At 41.8% G+C, this 19,399-nt stretch carries 11 protein-coding genes and 1 tRNA gene; 6 read left to right on the top strand and 6 right to left on the bottom strand.

The window, feature by feature from the left end; all coding sequences use genetic code 11:
• Positions 1 to 13 precede the first annotated feature (13 nt).
• The 4 genes from AC0L3Y_RS08190 (at position 14) to AC0L3Y_RS08205 (ending at position 5,511) form a co-directional block, all read left to right on the top strand.
• Positions 14 to 922 carry an AraC family transcriptional regulator gene (locus tag AC0L3Y_RS08190; RefSeq protein ID WP_473470390.1) on the top strand — a complete coding sequence of 303 codons (909 nt, stop codon included), beginning with the start codon at positions 14 to 16 and terminating at the stop codon, positions 920 to 922.
• A 115-nt stretch (positions 923 to 1,037) separates the two neighbouring features.
• Positions 1,038 to 1,114: transfer RNA gene (locus AC0L3Y_RS08195), tRNA-Ile, on the top strand.
• Between the two features lie 173 nt (positions 1,115 to 1,287).
• Entirely contained in the window at positions 1,288 to 3,336 is a 2,049-nt protein-coding gene (locus tag AC0L3Y_RS08200; RefSeq protein WP_473470391.1) for a putative bifunctional diguanylate cyclase/phosphodiesterase, read from the top strand.
• 228 nt (positions 3,337 to 3,564) lie between these two features.
• A complete protein-coding gene (locus tag AC0L3Y_RS08205; RefSeq protein WP_473470393.1) occupies positions 3,565 to 5,511 on the top strand; it encodes a methyl-accepting chemotaxis protein in 1,947 nt (648 codons plus the stop codon).
• A 76-nt stretch (positions 5,512 to 5,587) separates the two neighbouring features.
• Here the strand turns inward: AC0L3Y_RS08205 and AC0L3Y_RS08210 are convergent, their stop codons facing one another.
• The 6 genes from AC0L3Y_RS08210 to AC0L3Y_RS08235 all read right to left on the bottom strand — a co-directional run bounded on the left by AC0L3Y_RS08210 (position 5,588) and on the right by AC0L3Y_RS08235 (position 16,332).
• Complete coding sequence (locus tag AC0L3Y_RS08210) at positions 5,588 to 6,973, bottom strand: DEAD/DEAH box helicase (protein WP_473470395.1); 1,386 nt, start codon at positions 6,971 to 6,973, stop codon at positions 5,588 to 5,590.
• 101 nt (positions 6,974 to 7,074) lie between these two features.
• A complete protein-coding gene (locus tag AC0L3Y_RS08215) occupies positions 7,075 to 7,956 on the bottom strand; it encodes a transglutaminase family protein (protein ID WP_473470396.1) in 882 nt (293 codons plus the stop codon).
• Complete coding sequence (locus tag AC0L3Y_RS08220; RefSeq protein ID WP_473470397.1) at positions 7,953 to 10,532, bottom strand: circularly permuted type 2 ATP-grasp protein; 2,580 nt, start codon at positions 10,530 to 10,532, stop codon at positions 7,953 to 7,955. Before AC0L3Y_RS08220 ends, AC0L3Y_RS08215 begins: the two co-directional genes overlap by 4 nt.
• 27 nt (positions 10,533 to 10,559) lie before the next feature.
• Positions 10,560 to 13,934, bottom strand: coding sequence for a transglutaminase family protein (locus tag AC0L3Y_RS08225; protein ID WP_473470398.1), 3,375 nt, complete (start codon positions 13,932 to 13,934; stop codon positions 10,560 to 10,562).
• The gene (locus AC0L3Y_RS08230) at positions 13,931 to 14,875 is read right to left on the bottom strand and encodes an alpha-E domain-containing protein (RefSeq protein WP_473470399.1); all 945 of its coding nucleotides are present in this window, start codon (positions 14,873 to 14,875) and stop codon (positions 13,931 to 13,933) included. Before AC0L3Y_RS08230 ends, AC0L3Y_RS08225 begins: the two co-directional genes overlap by 4 nt.
• 2 nt (positions 14,876 to 14,877) lie before the next feature.
• Positions 14,878 to 16,332 (bottom strand): circularly permuted type 2 ATP-grasp protein, encoded by a 1,455-nt coding sequence (locus AC0L3Y_RS08235; RefSeq protein ID WP_473470400.1) that lies wholly within the window; start codon positions 16,330 to 16,332, stop codon positions 14,878 to 14,880.
• Between the two features lie 344 nt (positions 16,333 to 16,676).
• Between AC0L3Y_RS08235 and AC0L3Y_RS08240 the strand changes: the two genes are divergently transcribed.
• A complete protein-coding gene (locus AC0L3Y_RS08240; RefSeq protein ID WP_473470401.1) occupies positions 16,677 to 17,861 on the top strand; it encodes an FAD-dependent monooxygenase in 1,185 nt (394 codons plus the stop codon).
• A gap of 193 nt (positions 17,862 to 18,054) precedes the next feature.
• Positions 18,055 to 19,368, top strand: a complete 1,314-nt coding sequence (locus AC0L3Y_RS08245) for a Na+/H+ antiporter NhaC family protein (RefSeq protein ID WP_473470403.1) — start codon at positions 18,055 to 18,057, stop codon at positions 19,366 to 19,368.
• Positions 19,369 to 19,399 lie beyond the last annotated feature (31 nt).

The raw sequence follows: 19,399 nt of genomic DNA on the forward strand, positions 1-19,399 counted from the left end.
AGGCGATAATAAAGTGGATAGACTTTCTTCTGTATTAAGTGCATTTAGACCTAAGGCTACATCCGTGATGGGGCGTTTTTTTTCCGAAAAACAGACGTCTTTAATTTTGTCTTCAGATTCGAGTTATTGGTTGTATGTGATTCAAGGCGAATTTACCTTTACTGTGCATGGTAATAATCGGGTTGATTTGAAAGATGGCGATGGTGTTTGGTTGGCTTCAGGGCATGATATTGATGTTGTATCGAAAAGTACTCTAAAAAATGCTGATTCTATAAGTGAAGCACTATGGCTGGAAAACAAGGTTGTTCGTCCAAATAATTGTAGCGCAGAGCTATTAATATGCGAGTTTGATTTTGGTACCAAAGCACTCAACCCGTTGCTTGACCTAGAGTGGCAGTGGGTGAAAGTAGAAAACGGTGATGAAATAGCACAACAATTACAGCCTTTGAATTCCTTATTGTTAATGGAAAGTCTACAGCCTCGCTGTGGGTCGCAAGTAGTGGTTGAGAGATTAGCCGAAGCCTATTTGGTGCAAATGTTAAGACTTTTTTTACAAACACAAAAAATACAATTGGGGTTGTTTGCAGGATTAAGTGATAACAAATTAGCTCGAGCCATCGTAGTAATACATGAGCACCCCAGTGAAAATTGGCAAGTGGCCAGTCTAGCTGAAAAAGCAGGCATGTCTCGATCTGCATTTAGTGGTTTGTTCAAAAAAACAATGGGTATGACACCTATGTCGTATTTAACATCATGGCGAATGCGTCTTGCGGCACAACGTATTAAAAGTGGTGATAAAAATCTCGCTATTATTAGTAATGAGTTGGGTTATCAGAGCGAAGCAGCTTTTCGTCGAACCTTTAAAAAGGTAATGGGGGTAGCTCCTGGCGCCATAAATCGTCGTAGCCAAGGATTAAAATAGTAAGAGAATCAGGATAATTGATGTTTTTTCGTCCATTACATTGAATTAACTGACAAAAATGCCATCGCTATCTTGGCATAGTGTTATCATGTCGCTATAATGCGAATCGTTTTTAGGGCCTGTAGCTCAGTTGGTTAGAGCATCCGACTCATAATCGGCAGGTCCCCCGTTCAAGTCGGGGCAGGCCCACCATATAAAATAAGCCTCTAGATGGTTAGTTAACGCTAACTTCTAGGGGCTTTTTTATTGTTGTATCAGTGCTGTAATGTTCCTTAATTCTGTCTGGATATTTTTCATACATAGCTCTTGTTTTTATAATACAATGAAAAATAAGAGCTATCAGAATATTGTCACAGGGATTGAGTATGTTGTTTAAGACTAGTGTTAAGTCTTTTTTCTTTTTAGTAGTATTTACTGTTACAGCTATTTTTTTGCATCGGTTTAATTATCTTGATACCTCGCTATCCATTCCTTACGATGATTCTCATAATTATTCAGTTTTGCCTGTTAGCGCTGGTGAGACAACAGGGACACTGATTCAAAAGCAAAACGAAATAAATATGCACTGTGTATTAAAAGAGGTTAAATCTTTTAATTTATGCGGTGTTGGAATTGATTTTAGCAATGGTTCAATTGAATCAGGAATAGATGTTGGCCGCTACAATAGGTTAGATATCGATATTGCTTATAACACCCCACTTAACGATCCTAAAATTAAGGTCAGTTTTAGGAACTACCATCCTAACTATGTTAATGATGATGATTTAGCCTCTTTAAAGTTTAATACAATCTCTTTTAATCCTTCCAATTATCAGGGCACTACAACCGTTCCATTGGACGCTTTTCAGGTGGAAAACTGGTGGATCGAGCAGTACAAGGTTGATTTTAAAGATAGCCAAATTGATTTTTCTAATGTTTCTCGACTAGAAATTTTATCTCATAGTATGCCAATACCTGGAGTCTACAATATTAGTATAAAAAAGCTGATATTGAAGGGAGAGATCATTTCAGAAAATGGTCTATTTAAACTTATTTTTTCAATTTGGATGGCTGTCGGCGCTCTATTGTTGTTAAAGCAACATAATCGCTTGAAGAAAATTTCAAATACAGATGTACTTACTGGACTATATAACAGGCGAGGAATTCAAAGGGCTATTCATAAAATTCCCTTCAAAAATGAAGTTTGTATGTTTTACATGGACATTAATGAGTTTAAAAAAATTAATGATACCTACGGTCATGTTATCGGTGATGAGCTACTTATTTATCTGAGCCGGTTTATTGAAAATAAGCTAAAGCCCTTTAAAGGTTCCTATTATTTGTCCCGGTTTTCCGGTGATGAATTCATTATTTTGCTCCGAAATATCAGTCAAGAAGACATGTATGCTTTAGCTCGATCTATTACATCAGAGCTAAAAAACCCTATTTCTGTTTCTTCTTATCGTCTTTCTATATCAGTTAGCTTAGGTATAGCAAAAATACAGCAGACTAATAACAGTTTTGATATTTTGTTAGGGCGTGCTGATGCAGCTATGTACCACGTAAAAAATAACAAATTAGATTCTTTCCAAGAGTTTGATCAGTCTATCTCTGATAATATTTATTTTAAAAAGCGTATTTCTGAGTTTGTCAAAGAGGCCATAATTGAAGGTGATTTCTACCTCAATTACATGCCTATTTATGAGACGAAATCATTAGAAATGATTGCCTTCGAAGTGCTAATTCGTGCCAGCTCAAATAATATGAAAGGCATTGGTCCAGATGTGTTTATCCCGATTTCGGAAGAATATAACTTAATTCAATCACTCGATTTATGGGTGATTGAGAATGTATTTAAAAAGATAAAAGAAGACTTTTATTTTTTAAATACTAATCCTACGGTTTTTTGTATCAATATTTCCTCTGAAGAATTGAAGAATCCTTTTTTCAGTGAAAACCTTAAACAACTTTTAGATAAATACGAAGTGCCACCAAAATGGATTAAACTTGAGTTAACGGAAACCAGCTTAGTAAAAACAGACCAGACCAGCATAGATATGTTGAAAAGTGTGCGTGCTTTAGGTGTTAAACTTTCATTAGATGACTTTGGTACTGGTTACATTTCATTTAACCAGCTTGTAAATTATCCAGTAAATACTTTAAAAATTGATAAGTCTTTTATTGATCCTTTAGGTACTCAAAATAAACCTTCAGAAATGCTTATTCAGGCTATTCTGTCAATGGCGGACTCTTATCAGCTGGATACTGTTGCTGAAGGCGTTGAAACTCCACAGCAATATTTATATCTGTTGGACGCTGGTTGTGATGCCGTACAAGGTTACTTGTTCAGTAAACCTGTATCTTGGGCATTTGTAAAAAAACTGTTGGCAGAACCGAATGCAGAAAGTTTAAAGCGTATTGCTATGCTTCCTTGAAGAATATGAGTTTTACGTGAAACTTCACGAAGAGCCTTAATGATTAGAGTTATTGGTTTTATTTAAGGCTTATTGAATGTTATTGCAAAAAAATTATAAAAAAATATTAAAACGATCAATATAGGTAAGCAATATTAGATGTTTGGCCTAAGCTTGCTTTAATTAAATAACTAGGAGCGTCAGAGTGTCTTTTTTTCCAACTTAAAGGTATCCCAATCCATTGCGATCGTGGGTATCTTACCTTCATTTTTTGCGATTATTATTACTGCATTTTTAGTTATAGATCTAAATAAGCAGGTTGATGAAGGGCTTATTGCTGAAGACATGGTGAAACTGTCTGTATTATTGGATGGTGTGGCTCATAATTTTGCCGTAGAAAGAGGGCTGAGTGCTGGTTTTCTTGGTAGTCAGGGAAGCAATGGTAAAGAAGCATTATTGGCTCAACGAAAGGTTGCGGATAAAGCGGAAAGCGCACTTAAAAGTATCACCCTTGAGTCATTCGATGTGCTTACCTTAGAGCAACTTAACCATGTACGAAACTCTGTCTTGTCTATATTGAAAGACAAAGTAAATGTTCGCCAGAAAGTTGATGTCTTGGATGCTAGTAACAACGCATTTGGATTTTACTCTGAAGTGAATAGACAGGCATTAAATGGTATTCAGCTGGTTATTTCAGATATTAGCAATCGAAACATTGCGAAGGCGCTGGAAGCTCGCTTAAGTCTATTATGGATGAAAGAGCGTGCTGGACAATATCGTGGTGCATTGAATGGTGTATATGCAGCTAAAGCAACGACAGCAAAACGCCAATCACAAATTGCGGCTTTTATTGAAGATGAACTGCATCAATTAGAACATTTCAACATGATTGCTTCATCATCGGAAAAAGCTATGTTAACTGCTGCCATGAAGAATGAACAATGGAAGATCGTCGAGCAAGCCACTGGCGATTTTTTAAGAATGGTGGATGTGTCTGTTGTTCAAGGGCCAGAAAATTGGTTTGCCTTAGCAACCAGTAAAATAGGTTTGATCAAAAATGTTGCCGATGAAATTAGTTCAGAAATTCATCATTTGAGCTCGTCACTGACATCAACCAGTAAGCTGTACCGTAATGGTTTGATTATCGGTTTCATTATATTAATTAGTCCGGTTATTTTATTGGCATTTTTCTTAACTCGTTCTATCTCAACACGTGTAGAACGCATTAGTAATGCGTTATCTAATGTGTCTGAAAAACGTAATTTAGTGGAAAAAATAGAAAACACATCGAATGATGAATTAGGTCAAATTATTCAGTACCTCAATGTGCATCTAGATCACCTACGAGGTTCTTTTGGTTTGATGGTGAATATGGCTTCGGAATCCAAGGACAGCATGAATGTTTTAAGTGGTTTTTCTCGAAGTGCGCTACAGGAAACCAAAGATCAATTTAATCAAACTGATTTAATGGCGTCGGCTGTGGAGGAGATGTCCTTAACGAGTAATACTGTTTCTCATGATATGCAATTGTCTGCTGAAGCCACTGAAAGTATCCGCGAACAAAGTACCCAAGGTTCTAAACACATGCATACTATTTTGCAGTCTATTGCGAACCTTTCATCAGAGGTTGAAGGTGGTCATAAGGCGGTTCAATCTGTGACGAGTAACACAGAGCAAATCAGTAGTATTCTGGGAACGATTGAATCTATTGCTGAACAAACCAATCTGTTGGCGCTAAATGCCGCTATTGAAGCTGCTCGTGCTGGAGAGCAAGGGCGAGGCTTCGCAGTGGTTGCAGATGAAGTGCGTACATTAGCACAGCGAACGCAAACCTCTACGGAAGAAATTCGAGCTATGATTGAAGCTCTAGTGAGTTCAGGAAAGGTAGCATTACAATCAATGACACAATGCGCCAATATGGCCTCAGAAACGTCAGGCGTTGTGAGTGAAAATACTGCCATGCTTCAAGGTTTATTTGGTGATATTGAGCAGCTAGCACAAACAATAGAACGAGTGGCAACAGCTTCAGAAGAGCAGTCACAAGTATCCGAAGAGATAAATAAAAACATTCAAAATGTAAGTGAACGATCTGAGAAAATTTTGGATCTGGTAAATAAAACGGACGAAGGTGCGAATCTTGCTGAACAGCGTTTCGAAGACGTACTAAAAGAAATTTCTTCTTATAAATTGAAATAACCGCAATAAAAAAACCTCCTAACAATCATCGTTAGGAGGTTTTTTATTGCCTAAATTATTATGCTTTAGGATAGCTTTAATCTTGAGTTGGGCGACGGTTTCTTCGTGCTGGCGCTAAAGGCTTACTGCGTAGACCTTGTCCTTGTGTGACATCAGCTTTTGGTGCTTTAGCCTTATCCGTTGGACGACGATTACCCGATTTAGGTGCATTGCCTGGTTTTGCGTTATGACCATGTCGAGAACCACCGCTTTGATCACGGGGAGCTTTTGGCTTTTTAGGTTTATTGGATTTAATCGGGCGCGTGTCTAGAGTTGTATCAGGCAACATGTGTGTTGGCATGAAATCATCTTCATAACGACGTTCAATCAGTTTCTGAGTTAAACGTTCAATCGCACGCAATTGATCTAGTTCGTCAGCCGCAACCAATGAAATCGCTTTACCTGTTGCACCAGCACGGCCTGTGCGACCAATACGGTGGACATAGTCTTCTGCTACATCTGGTAGATCAAAGTTGACTACGTGAGGTAACTGTTCAATATCTAGGCCACGGGCAGCAATGTCTGTCGCGACAAGAATTCGAATACGACCATCTTTAAAATCAGACAAAGCGCGAGTACGTGCGCCTTGGCTTTTATTTCCATGGATGGCACTGGCACGTATGCCTGCATCTTCTAGCATTTTGGTTATTTTGTTAGCGCCATGTTTGGTGCGAGAGAAAACCAATGCTTGATCCCAACGACCGTCTTTAATCAATTTGATCAGAAGCTCGGTTTTACGCTTCTTGTCTACTGGGTGTAACCATTGCTCTACAGAAACGGCAGTGGCATTACGTGGCGTGACAGAAATCTCTACAGGATTGTTAACCAAACCTTTAGCCAGTTGGCGAATTTCAGGAGAGAAAGTTGCCGAGAATAATAGGTTCTGACGTTTCTTTGGCAGAATCGCTAATATTTTTTTGATGTCATGGATAAAGCCCATGTCCAACATGCGATCGGCTTCGTCCAAAACAAGGATTTCCAGCTTATCGAATCGTACGGCTTTTTGATTGTATAAATCCATCATACGGCCAGGTGTTGCGATTAAAATATCAGCACCGCGACGAAGAGCCATCATTTGCGGGTTAATTTTAACGCCACCAAAAACAACCGTAGATTTAAGAGATAGGTGTTGGCCGTAATTTTTTACGCTTTCAGCGACTTGAGCGGCTAATTCACGTGTTGGCGTTAATACCAATGCACGAACCTGGTTACTTTGTGCATTTTCACCATGGCTTAGTAATTCAAGCAAGGGTAAAGTGAAACCGGCGGTTTTGCCTGTTCCCGTTTGGGCTGCGGCCATCACATCTTGACCTTCAAGAATGGAAGGTATTGCCTGAGCCTGTATTGCGGACGGCTCGGTATAGCCTTGGTCTTGAATGGCTTTTAAGATGGGGGCAGAAAGCCCAAGTTTGTCGAAACTCATAGATGTTCTCATGTTTTATCAAAGGCGGGTGCAAAGCTGATCGATCAGGTATGCAATAATTGTGCGAAGCTTACCCTATATCGGCTCTACATACTATCAAGCTAGATTCTTTTTACATCAACGGAGACCGCTAACTGCTGTGATCCACCCCCTTCAAAGATAACGCCTTGCAATGGTGTGACATCAGAATAATCTCGTCCCCACGCCGTCACAATATGTTGATCACTTGGCATTAAATCGTTGGTTGGGTCAAATTCAATCCAACCTAGTTCAGGGATGAAAACCGCAAACCAAGCATGGGAAGCATCTGCACCAACTAATTTTTCTTGTCCGGGTGGCGGTAAGGTTTCTAGGTAGCCGCTCATATAGCGAGCTGGAATACCAACAGAGCGTAAGCAGCCAATCGCTAAATGGGCAAAGTCTTGGCAGACGCCACTGCGTTGTACGAGTACTTGTTCAAGTGGAGTTGCAACGGTTGTGGTATGTGGGTCGAATTTGAATTCAGTAAAAATTTTATGAGTGAAAGCCAGTGCAGCCTGTAAAACGGATTTTTCATTAACAAAAGTACTTTCAGCGTAAGCTTTTAGCTCTTCTGAATGGCGTATTTGAGGCGAGTCTAATAAGTACTCTTTTGCCATGCGTAATTCAGGTGTGCTTGGCTCTTCTAATAATGAACGTAATTCACCACAGGTTATAGTACTCCGTGTCAGTAATTCGAGCACATTCAATGGTGTGATGTAGAAGTCTGTTGTGACATCCACAACCATTTTTTTATGGGCTTCTTGAATAGAAAAATAAAAGGTCTGATTCCCAAAGTAATCTTCGCCGTCGTTTTGATAAACGGGTGGTGGATTAATTTGAATTTTGTGATTGGTACACTGCTGGTTTTTAGTATCCCTCGGTAGCAAATGAGCCATGTTGTAGCACAAGCTAACCGGCGCGCCATAAGTGTATTCTGTTATGTGGCGGACACGATACTTCATAGATCAGTCTCCTCAATGGCTTTTATTAACGATTGAGGTCCAGCGGTATGATCAAAATACTTATCACTGATCAAAACGGTAAACTGCTCCAGTTGCTCTAGTAATTCGGTCATTAGTTGCTCTAAAGATAAGCGACTGTTTGAATCTTCGTCGACTTTGGCAAGAGCTTCTAAATCAGCAAGCTGAATGTCATTGAGTGATTTGATAATAATCTTATTTTCTGGGCTTAAACCCGCTCTTGTGGTCTGGTTTCTTGGCAGCTCTTTAATGCATTTACGCAATTGTTCTACCTGATAAAGCAATGAGCGAGGGTTGGTGCCATCGATCATCAATAAATCCAACCCATAAGCCACACGAGCTCGATTACGATAACGACGGCGGAATGAAATTAACGCTTCCACACTGAGTAAAACCGATTCGAGAATTTGTTGTTGAGGAACCGATGATAAAGGCTTGGTGAGAGCGGAACGAAGCAGCGTCGCTGTTTGTAAGGCGCGTTCAGTTCGTCGACCAATTTCTTGGAAAGTCCAATCAAGTCCGCGCAACATGCTTTCATGGTTTAAACCAGATAGAGCGAGCAATGATGTGACCAAACTGTCGAGTGATTCTTCGGGCGCTGATGGCAAGCCATTCAGATAAGCACGATCTAACTCGTGAATATGATCCCGTAATTCATTAATGATGATTCGGGTGTCGGCGGAAAGCATTTCTTTAACCTGCTCGCCACAACTGAGCATGGCGTGTAAGTTGGCTTTTATTGATCCTGCACGGTTGCCATCAGTAATAATGGCAACCAGTTCTTCTTCTGGATTGGCAAGCAACGCTTCATCGGCTTCCATAAAACCAGGCAAGCAGCCTGTCTGGGTTGAAGCCATTTCTAATAGAGTGCGGCGGCTCTCATCTGGTAGTGGATCGACTCCATTCATTTGTTTGAAAATGGTTCGCAGTAAACGCATGCTGATTTCGGCGCGTTCCGCATAGCGTCCCATCCAGAATAAATTCTCAACGACTCGGCTTGGTAAATTGGCTTGTAACGCTTCATCTTGAAGCAGTATTTGCTCTGCTGTGCCTGTAGTTTGTTCTTCAGGTTCTGCCGCTATTACCCAGGTGTCTTTCGATTTGGAGGTAGAAATGTTAGAAACGATGGTTTCTTTGGCAGATTCTCCCGCGCGGGATAATCCTCCTGGCATAACGGTGTACCCCGTTGGATTTGCAACAGTGAAAGCACGTAATAAGCTTGGTCTTGCTTTCATTTTTCCATCTAGCCAAATTGGAGCCATAGAACCCGGAATATAACTTTGGGCCACATAAAGGTGAGGGCGCTTTTTGATTTTTTCTATGGTGTCCGATTTTTGTTCAGCCGTTAACATATGACCGTAAATGCTATTACTGTCATGGCGACGAATCGCTGGCTTGATAATAAGGTTATTGATGTTTGAAATTACATAAGCTAAATCCGCCTTGTCTCCACACCACCATGAAGACACAGAAGGTAAGGTGAGTTGCTCACCCATTAAAAATTCACTGATCGCGGGCAAATATTTCACCAAAGCAGGGGCTTCTAAAACGCCACTGCCTAACGGATTCGCTAATACGACATTGCCTGCGCGAACCACTTCTAATAACCCAGGGACGCCAAGAAAGGAATCGGCTTTTAGTTCTGCTTGATCGCAATAGGCGTCATCAACACGGCGCAAAATAACATCAACGCGAGCCAAACCATTTAAAGACTTCATCCAAACAGCACCATTTCTGACAGTTAAATCACTGCCTTGAACCAACGGAAATCCAAGATAGTTGGAAAGGTAAGCTTGTTCAAAATAAGTACTGCTGAAAGCTCCAGGAGTAAGCATGACGATGCGCGGTGTGTCGGTCCATTCACATGCGAGAGTAGACAGCATGTTTTTAAATGACTGGAAAAAGCCAGCAAGTCGACGTACTTGGTTTTCTCTAAAACTGTTCGGAATAACACGAGAAACAACCGTACGATTTTCTAATGCGTAGCCTGCACCGTTAGGAGCTTGAGTTCGATCGCCAATGATTTGGAATTGGCCTGATGGGCCGCGAACCAAATCCACTGCATGTAACAAAAGGTCGTGTTTACCAGGAACCGTTATTCCGTGACATTGACGTAAAAAACCGGGATGACTAAAAATTATTTCTGAAGGGATAATGCCGTTTTTGAGTAGCTCTTGTGGACCATAAATGTCTTTGAGTATGAGATCAAATAAAGTCGAACGTTGTGCTAGACCTTGTTCAATATTGATCCATTCGTTTGTTGGAATGATATTTGGCATAAGATCCAACGACCAAACACTAGGAGTCAGTGGGTCGCTGGTTAAATTATACGTTGCACCGTCTTCGCGAAGAATACGCTGGGCTCGACGTTGTCGATCGAGCATTTCTTCGCTGTTCAGGTTGCCTATGCTTTGTAGTAGCGATTTCCAGTGCTCTCGCGGCTGGCGATCTTCCGTGAAGGCTTCATCATAAGCGTTCATCGGTGTGTCATAGGCGGAAGATAACGTCGGTTTTTCATCCATAACTGACATTACAAAGTTACCTGATTGAAATTGCATAATGTGCTTGTGCCTAAAAATTAAATATTAGAGAGCATTATACTTCTTCCTTAGGTCTAATGTATGCGGATATTCATTCATTGGTTCTTCCGCTGGTGGTGACATTGGACGAGATTCTTTACCATTTTCATGGAAAGGAGCTAATTCACTAAATATCGAAGCCGGAGACAAGGTGCCTTGAGTAAAACCATGATCCCAAAAACGGTTTACGCGGCGAGCTTCAGCTTCATTACTGTTAACCGGTACATTGTCATAGGTTCGACCACCTGGATGCGTTACATGATAAGTACAACCACCAATGGACAAGCCATTCCATGTATCAATTAGGTCAAATACCAATGGCGCGTCTATACCAAGGGTAGGATGCAATGCTGATGGCGGCGCCCATGCTTTATAGCGTACCGCGCCGACAAACTCGCCTTTACGTCCTGTTGATTGAATTGGCACTCGACGACCATTACAGCTCAACACGTATCGACCTTCCGTTAATCCTGATAGTTTGACCTGCAACCGTTCTACTGATGAATCAACATAACGTGCTGTGCCTGATCCTGTTATTTCTTCCCCAAGAACATGCCAAGGCTCGATTGCCCAGCGCAGTTCGATTTCCATGTCGTCGATTTTCTTACGACCATAATGAGGGAAGCGAAACTCTTCAAAAGGAGCAAGCCATTCGAGTTTGAATGGGAAACCGTGACGTTGTAAATCCAAAACCACTTCTTTGACATCCTGCCAAACAAAATGTGGCATCATGAATTTGTCATGCAAACTCGTTCCCCAATGGACTAATGGTTTTTTATAGGGCTCTTTCCAAAAACGAGCAACCAAGCAACGAAGTAATAACATCTGCACAAGTGACATGTGCGGATGTGGAGGCATTTCAAAACCACGAAACTCTAGTAAGCCTTGTCGACCACTGGCGCTGCCAGCCGCATAGAGCTTATCGATACAAAATTCTGATCTATGTGTGTTGCCAGTTATATCGACCAATAAATTGCGCATCAGTCGATCCGCTAGCCAAGGTTCGTCGACTAAACCTTCAGGCATGTTTTGGAAGGCAATTTCCATTTCGTATAAGGCTTCATCTCGGCCTTCATCTGGGCGAGGTGCTTGGCTGGTTGGACCAATAAACATACCTGAGAAAAGGTAAGATAAGCCCGGATGGTGTTGCCAAAAAGTCACTAAACTTTGTAGTAATTCAGGGCGACGTAATAAGGGACTATCGGCTGGTGTTCGTCCACCAAGAGTGACGTGATTACCGCCACCTGTTCCTGTGTGCCTGCCATCTAGCATGAACTTTTCTGCACCAAGACGAGACAAGTAAGCTTGGTGATAAAGTGTTTCCGTATTGTGAACCAGCTCTTTCCAGCTGGCTGCCGGATGAATGTTGACTTCAATGACACCTGGATCTGGAGTGATCAAGAATTTCTGTAAACGAGGATCTTTTGGTGGCTCGTATCCTTCGATCACAATAGGAAGGTCTAATGTTTTAGCAACGTACTCCATGTGTTCTAATAGGGTGACAAAATGCTCAAGATGGGTCATTGGTGGCATGAAAACATGCAAACGTCCGTCTCTTGGCTCAATGCACAAAGACGTTCGAATGATGTTTTTCAGCGTTTTCTCAGATGCTATAGCCACGTCTTTTGGTTTCTTTACATTGGCAATATGTTGCTTGGCGATAGTGTCCGATGTCGAAGAATGCACTTCTTCTATTTTGTTTGCTAATGGTTGGCGTGGGTCAAAAGGATCCCGTTCAAGAATACGGTCTTCTTCTGCTAATTCGGGTAACGAATTTAAAGGCAAACGATAACCCATTGGACTATCACCCGGTATTAGAGTGATGACGTCACTGCGCATGGGCCAAATTGAGCTTTTCCATGTCGCATCATGACCATTGAACTCTAATGGCAAGACGTAACCTGTTGTCGTACTAAGGCCACGGTTCAGTAGTTTTGCAAGACGGCGTCGTTCTAAATCATCTTTTAAATCCGCTTTCGTTGGGTCAACGTCAGCAGGAAGAGATTGTTCCATCCATAAATAATACAAGGTGTCTTCATAGCTGCTTTGAAGATACTGTTTGTCGAGGCTGAGTCGCTCACACAACAAGGCTCCGAAGGCTTCTGCGTCTTTGATTGTGTGTTTGTAATTGGCATCAACACGGGCTAAATATTTTGTATCATTCCACAATGCGACACCATCCGTACGCCAGAAGCAACCCAATGCCCAGCGCGGAACTTCTTCGCCCGGATACCATTTGCCTTGTCCATAATGGAGCAGGCCGTTGGCTCCAAATTCTTGTTTCATTTTTAGCAGCAAGTCTTTGGCGAGTTTTAATTTTTCTGCACCCAGTGCGCCTGTGTTCCATTGCTCAGAATCCATATCATCAATGGACACAAAAGTCGGTTCACCACCCATGGTTAAACGAACATCACCTTGTTCAAGTTCTGCGTCAACCGCATAACCTAAGGCTTTAATCGTTTCCCATTCGCCTTCTGCATAAGGCTTAGTGACTCGCGGGTCTTCGTGGATACGCGTTACTATGTTGCTGTAGCTAAATTCGCATTCACACTCATCAATCAGACCGGTAATAGGGGCTGCGGATGCGGGTTCTGGCGTACAAGCCAAAGGAATATGACCTTCGCCAGCGAATAAGCCAGAGGTTGGATCTAGTCCTACCCAACCTGCACCAGGTAAAAACACTTCACACCATGCGTGCAAATCAGTGAAATCTTCTTCTGGACCTGAAGGGCCATCAAGCGCTTTTACGTCTGAGGTAAGTTGAACCAAGTAGCCAGACGCAAAACGTGCCGCCAGACCAAGACTACGAAGAATTTGCACGAGTAACCACGAGGTATCACGACAAGAACCTTTCTTCAGTGTCAGTGTTTCTTCGCAAGTTTGCACGCCGGGTTCTAAACGAATGCCGTAACCAATATCCCCCGCTAGTCGACTGTTTATGGCCACTAGAAAGTCATTGGTTGGTGTGCTTTTACGGTCAACCGTAGATAACCACTTATCCAATAAAGGGCAAGACTCGGTCACTTGTAAATAAGGTTCTAGTTCTTTTTTGAGTTCCTTTTTATAAGCAAATGGAAACGTTTCCGCGTAGCTTTCTACAAAGAAATCGAATGGATTAATTACCGTCATATCGGCAATCACTTCTACCATAAACTCAAGTTTATTGGTTTTTTCCGGGAAGACTAAACGAGTTTGGAAATTCCCAAATGGATCTTGTTGTACATTAATGAAATGCTTTTCAGGCAAGACAGTTAAGGAGTAATCATGGATCTTGGTACGAGAATGCGCCGCAGGTTGTAGTCTTAAAACATGCGGAGCGACGTTAACAAAGCGATCAAACTCATAGGTGGTTTTGTGCTGTATCGCGACTCTAATAGTCATGCAGCGTCTCCCTGCCTAAATTGAAACCAGTTTTCAGTGATCTTCTGGTTGATTTCAATAATGGCAATTTGTAATTCGTTAAGGTGGTTGTGAAAGTCTTCGTTTAAATCTTCTGAACTTGAAAGAGGGTATTTAAACTCAAAAATCTTATTTGTTTGGGTCACAATACTTTTGGAACGTGGCAGTTTTTTTGCCGCTTCACTGATTTGAGCAAAACAATAATCTAAGCTTCGTGGGAAACAAGGATCATTCATTAAGAATGTTGTGGCTTTTGCACCATTGATTGAGGTTCTGACGGTACGGCGATAATCCAAATAGGCACTTTGAGATTTGAGTACTTTTGACCAGGTTACTTGCCCAAGCTGAATTCTGGCTTCAGGTTCAGATTGCAGCATCAAGGAAACTGCTGCATCTAGAATTCGTGTGCCCATGTCAGCACGTTCAAGATAGCGACCCATGATCAAAAAATTCCAACCTGAATCCCGACTCATTGCACCAGCGAAAAGACCTATGATTTTTTGGCAGCCTTCAATGATGGTATTCAAGAAAAGATGTCGTTCTGAGCGGTTAATGCCTTGTTTGATATTTTTTTGAGCGTATAGATCTAGCTCGTTAATCAGTTCCCAGGTTTCTTTAGGCACCACATCACGAGTTGTTCGAATGTTTTCTCGAACCATTTTGAGTGAGGACAGCATGGAGCTGGCATTGGTGTCATCCGCTAATAAAAACTTCACCACATTACGCTCGTCTTTAACCTTGTAGCGTTGCTCAAAGAACTCTTCACCACTGAGGATTTCGATTAAATTATACCAAGACACTTCAATATCTTTGGGTAAGTCAAATAATAAATCGTCGTATACACTGACTAAACGAGCAATGTTTTCAACGCGTTCCAAATACCGTGCGCTCCAATATAAGCGTTCTGCGACTCTAGATAACATGATTATTGCCCCTTCGTTTCAACGATCCAAGTGTCTTTACTACCACCACCTTGGGACGAGTTCACGACCAAGGAACCTTTTTTCATTGCCACGCGAGTTAAACCGCCTGTGGTGACATACGTCTCTTTGGCTTGCAGTATGAAAGGGCGAAGGTCTAAATGACGAGGCTCTAAAACACCTTTCGAAATCAAGGTGGGTGCCGTCGATAGTTTTAACGTCGGTTGAGCAATGTAGTTACGAGGATGTTTGGTGATTAATTCAGCGAATAACGCTTGTTCTTTTTTCGTTGAATGTGGGCCAACTAGCATGCCGTAGCCGCCGGATTCATTAGCGGGTTTGACGACTAACTTATCCAGATTCTCCAATACATACGCACGTTGCTCTGGATCATCACATAGGAAGGTTTCTACGTTTTTAAGAATAGGCTCCTCGTTCAGATAGTAACGGATAATCTCAGGAACATAAGCGTAGACAACTTTGTCGTCGGCAACGCCAGCACCAGGAGCATTGGCTAGGGCCACGTTGCCATTGCGCCATGCGCGCATCAACCCCGCAACACCAAGAACTGATTCGCTGTCGAATACTTCTGGGTCAATAAATAAATCATCAATGCGACGATAAATAACGTCGACACGTTCAGGGCCATCGATGGTTTTCATGTAAACGCAGTCGTCGGTATCGACATATAAGTCGCTACCCTCGACCAACTCAGTACCCATTTGTTGGGCTAGAAAAGCATGTTCGAAATAGGCCGAATTATAAATTCCTGGGGTTAATACCACTATTTCAGGGTTTTCTATGTCTCTAGGAGATAGTGAGGCCAAGGTATCAAATAATTGGGAGGTATAATTATTGATTGGCAGTATGGATTCGTTTTCAAATAATTCAGGTAAAACGCGTTTTGTGATCGCACGGTTCTCTAGCATATAAGACACACCAGAAGGGACGCGCAAGTTATCCTCTAATACGTAAAAGTCGCCGTATTCATCACGCACCAAATCAGTACCGCAAATATGTGCCCAAACGCCATAAGCAGGAGAGACACCAACGCACTCTGGTCTGAAGTTCTTCGAGTCTTTTATAATGTGTTCGGGAATAATGCCGTCTTTGATGACGTTTTGATCGTGGTAAAGATCATTAATGAAAAGGTTTAGCGCGGTAAGTCGTTGTTTTAAGCCAGCTTCAGCGATTTTCCAATCGGAAGCTTGTATGGTTCGTGGCACTATGTCGAAGGGCCAGGCTCTGTCTATGTTGCCTTCTTCGGTATAAACCGTAAAACTGATGCCCATTTCTTGTATGGTCACTTCAGCGGTTGTACGACGTTTTTCTAATTCCTCTTCTGAAAGACTGTCTAAATATCCTAGAAGTTGTTTTGCAGGAGCTCTAGGGGCTCCTTTGTCATCAATTAATTCATCAAAGAAATCAGATGATTGGTATTGGCTTGTTAATGTATCCATGTATACCTCGTTCTCTTTACCAAACCGGAGCTAGGCGCTGTAATTATGTACATTTTTATGGGCGGTTTTTGTGCGCTCGCCCCATATTAGGGAGAATTGTTTCCTTTTTAATACTAGACCAGTCTTGGCCTTTGTGTTGTCTTGTCTTAATTGGTAGGTCACAGTAACAATGCGCTACTATTTGTAGATAAAGCAAGTATCGAGCCATGCTATTGATCAATATAGTGAATATTTGATTTTTATCTGGATGATATAGATCTGTTTTACTAAAGGTGTAATTCGCTACTATTGTGTTCAAACTTTATCAACGCATTGTTAATAGAAAGGAAAAGAAAGTGGAGCAGGTGAGTCGAGTCATTATTGCTGGGGCGGGTATCGGCGGATTGTGTTCTGCACTAGCGATGGCAAAGCAGGGTTTTGATGTGATGGTTTGTGAGCAAACCAAGCGCTTAGGTGAGGTTGGGGCTGGCTTACAGATTAGTCCTAATGCTTTTAAAGTGCTCCGTGAACTCGGTTTGGAATCGGCATTGCAGCCGTGTGCTTTTGTTCCTCAACGAGCCACGATGCGAGACTTTAAAACTGGTGAATATTACCTTGAAATCCCTTTGGCTGAGAAAACCATCAATCGTTATGGAGCACCTTATTGGCATTTGCATCGAGCGGACTTACACGGTGTTTTGGTTCAGGCTTGTATAGAGGCCGGTATCGAATTAATGCTTGGCGCCACGGTGACAGGTTATAAGGAAAATACAGAAGAAAACCAAGTCAGTTTATTTTTAGACGATGGACAAGAACTGATAGCGGACTTGTTGATCGGAGCGGATGGCATTCGCTCTAAAATCCGTGAGCAAATGTTAGGTCGTCAAAAAGCGACTTTTATGGGGCAAGTCGCATGGCGTGGCGTTATTCCTGTGAGTGACTTAAGCGTTGATATAAAACCGGACGCCTGTGTTTGGGTTGGGCCGAATCGTCATTTCGTTAGCTACTATTTACGTGGTGGCGAGTATGTCAATTTTGTCGCGGTCGAAGAGCGTAATGATTGGACGTCTGAATCATGGCGAGAAGAGGGGGATATAGAAGCGCTCAAACAAAGCTTTTCTGGATGGCACCCTGAAGTTACTGAATTACTGGCTGCTGCGAGTAGCACTTTTTTATGGGCATTAAATGGTCGCGATGAACTTCCTACATGGCACCAAGGTCGTGTGGTTTTACTTGGTGATGCTTGTCATCCTATGTTGCCCTTTATGGCGCAGGGGGCGGCGATGGCGATTGAAGATGCTTATGTATTGGCAAAATGCGTAGCGGGCTACAAAATGTCAGAAGCTTTGGTTGAGTACGAAAAAATTCGTAAACCACGCGCCACTAAAATTCAAAAAATGTCCAAAGCTAATGCGAGCTTGTATCACATGCATGGCGGTGTATTGGGGAAATTGAAGTTGAAAGCTTTGCAGGCCGCGTCTCACTTTATACCTGATGTTATTCAATCTAAACTGGATTCTGTTTATGGGCACGATGTCACTAAACCATAAAATGATGTTTATTACCTTTTGATCTTAACGTCGCTATCATAATATGTTTTTATTATATCTAAATTGATGATCTTCATGACAATTAATTATTAGTATCCGCATAGTCATTTTATTATCATCCGCCTCCTAACTGGAATGCAACGTCATAAGCGTTGCATTTTTCTTTAAATACAATCTGGAAACTTCAGACTATATGAATTCTAAATCTCCTTTGGCACTTTTGCCTCTGTTACTCTTTCTTGTTCTTTTTGTAGGCAGTGGGCTTTGGTATCAATCTGAAGGTGTGGATTTTGCCTTCTATCAAATTTCCGCTCCCGTTGCGATTTTACCTGCCATTGCTTTGGCCGTTTTATTAGGCAAAGGCAATTTTAATCAGCGTATTGAAACCTTTATCAAGGGGGTTGGTGATAACACTATTATCACCATGATTTTGATTTATCTATTGGCGGGTGCTTTTGCCAGTGTTGCCAAAAGTATTGGTGGCGTTGATGCAACAGTAAACTTTGGTTTGAGTATTGTTCCTGCATCTCTATTATTGCCGGGTTTGTTTGTTATTACGGCGTTTGTCGCAACATCGATGGGAACATCAATGGGCACTATCGCGGCAATTGCTCCGATTGCCATTGGCGTTGCAGAAGCAGCGGATCTTCCTCTTTTACTGACCGTCGGTACGGTGATTGGTGGTGCCATGTTCGGTGATAACTTGTCGATCATTTCGGACACTACCATTGCAGCAACACGAACGCAGGGTTGTGAGATGCGAGACAAGTTCCGTATGAACTTTAAAATCGCTTTGCCAGCGGCAATTGTGACCTTGGTGTGGCTGTTCTTTCAAAGTTCAAATGCTCAGATTACAGATATAAAAGAGTATGATTTGATTCGCGTATTACCTTATGTTGCTGTGTTAGGACTTGCTATTGCAGGTGTTAACGTTATCTTGGTGTTGTTTAGCGGCATCGTACTGGCGGGGGTTATTGGTTTCGTTGCACAAGCTGATTATTCTGTCGCGTCTTGGTCTGCTGATATTTATTCTGGCTACAGCAGTATGCAGGAAATCTTGATCTTGTCTTTGTTGATCGGTGGTCTTGGTGCTTTGATGAAGTCTCAAGGTGGTTTGAATTGGTTGGTTGGTGCCATCGAACGCATTAGTCGAGCTTTGGGGGCTAAAGAGGGCTCTACTCGTGCTGGAGAGTTGAGTATCAGTGCCTCAGTTGCACTCACAAATTTTTGCACAGCAAATAATACGGTTTCTATTCTAATTAATGGCTCTGTCGCTAAAGATATTGCAACGAAATATAACGTTGATCCAAAACGTAGTGCGAGTTTATTGGATATTTTTTCCTGTGTTACTCAAGGCATTTTACCTTATGGTGCACAGATTTTATTAGCATCTTCTTTGGCCAGTGTTTCGCCATTGTCACTAGTGGGTTATGTCCAATACAGCTGGTTATTAGGGCTCGCTGGGATTATCTCTATTGTGTTTTCCTGGCCTAAAGCGGTTAAGTAGTTCGAGGCTTTCATCTTAAGTTAGATGGAAA

This window comes from Marinomonas sp. GJ51-14 (genome assembly GCF_055808695.1).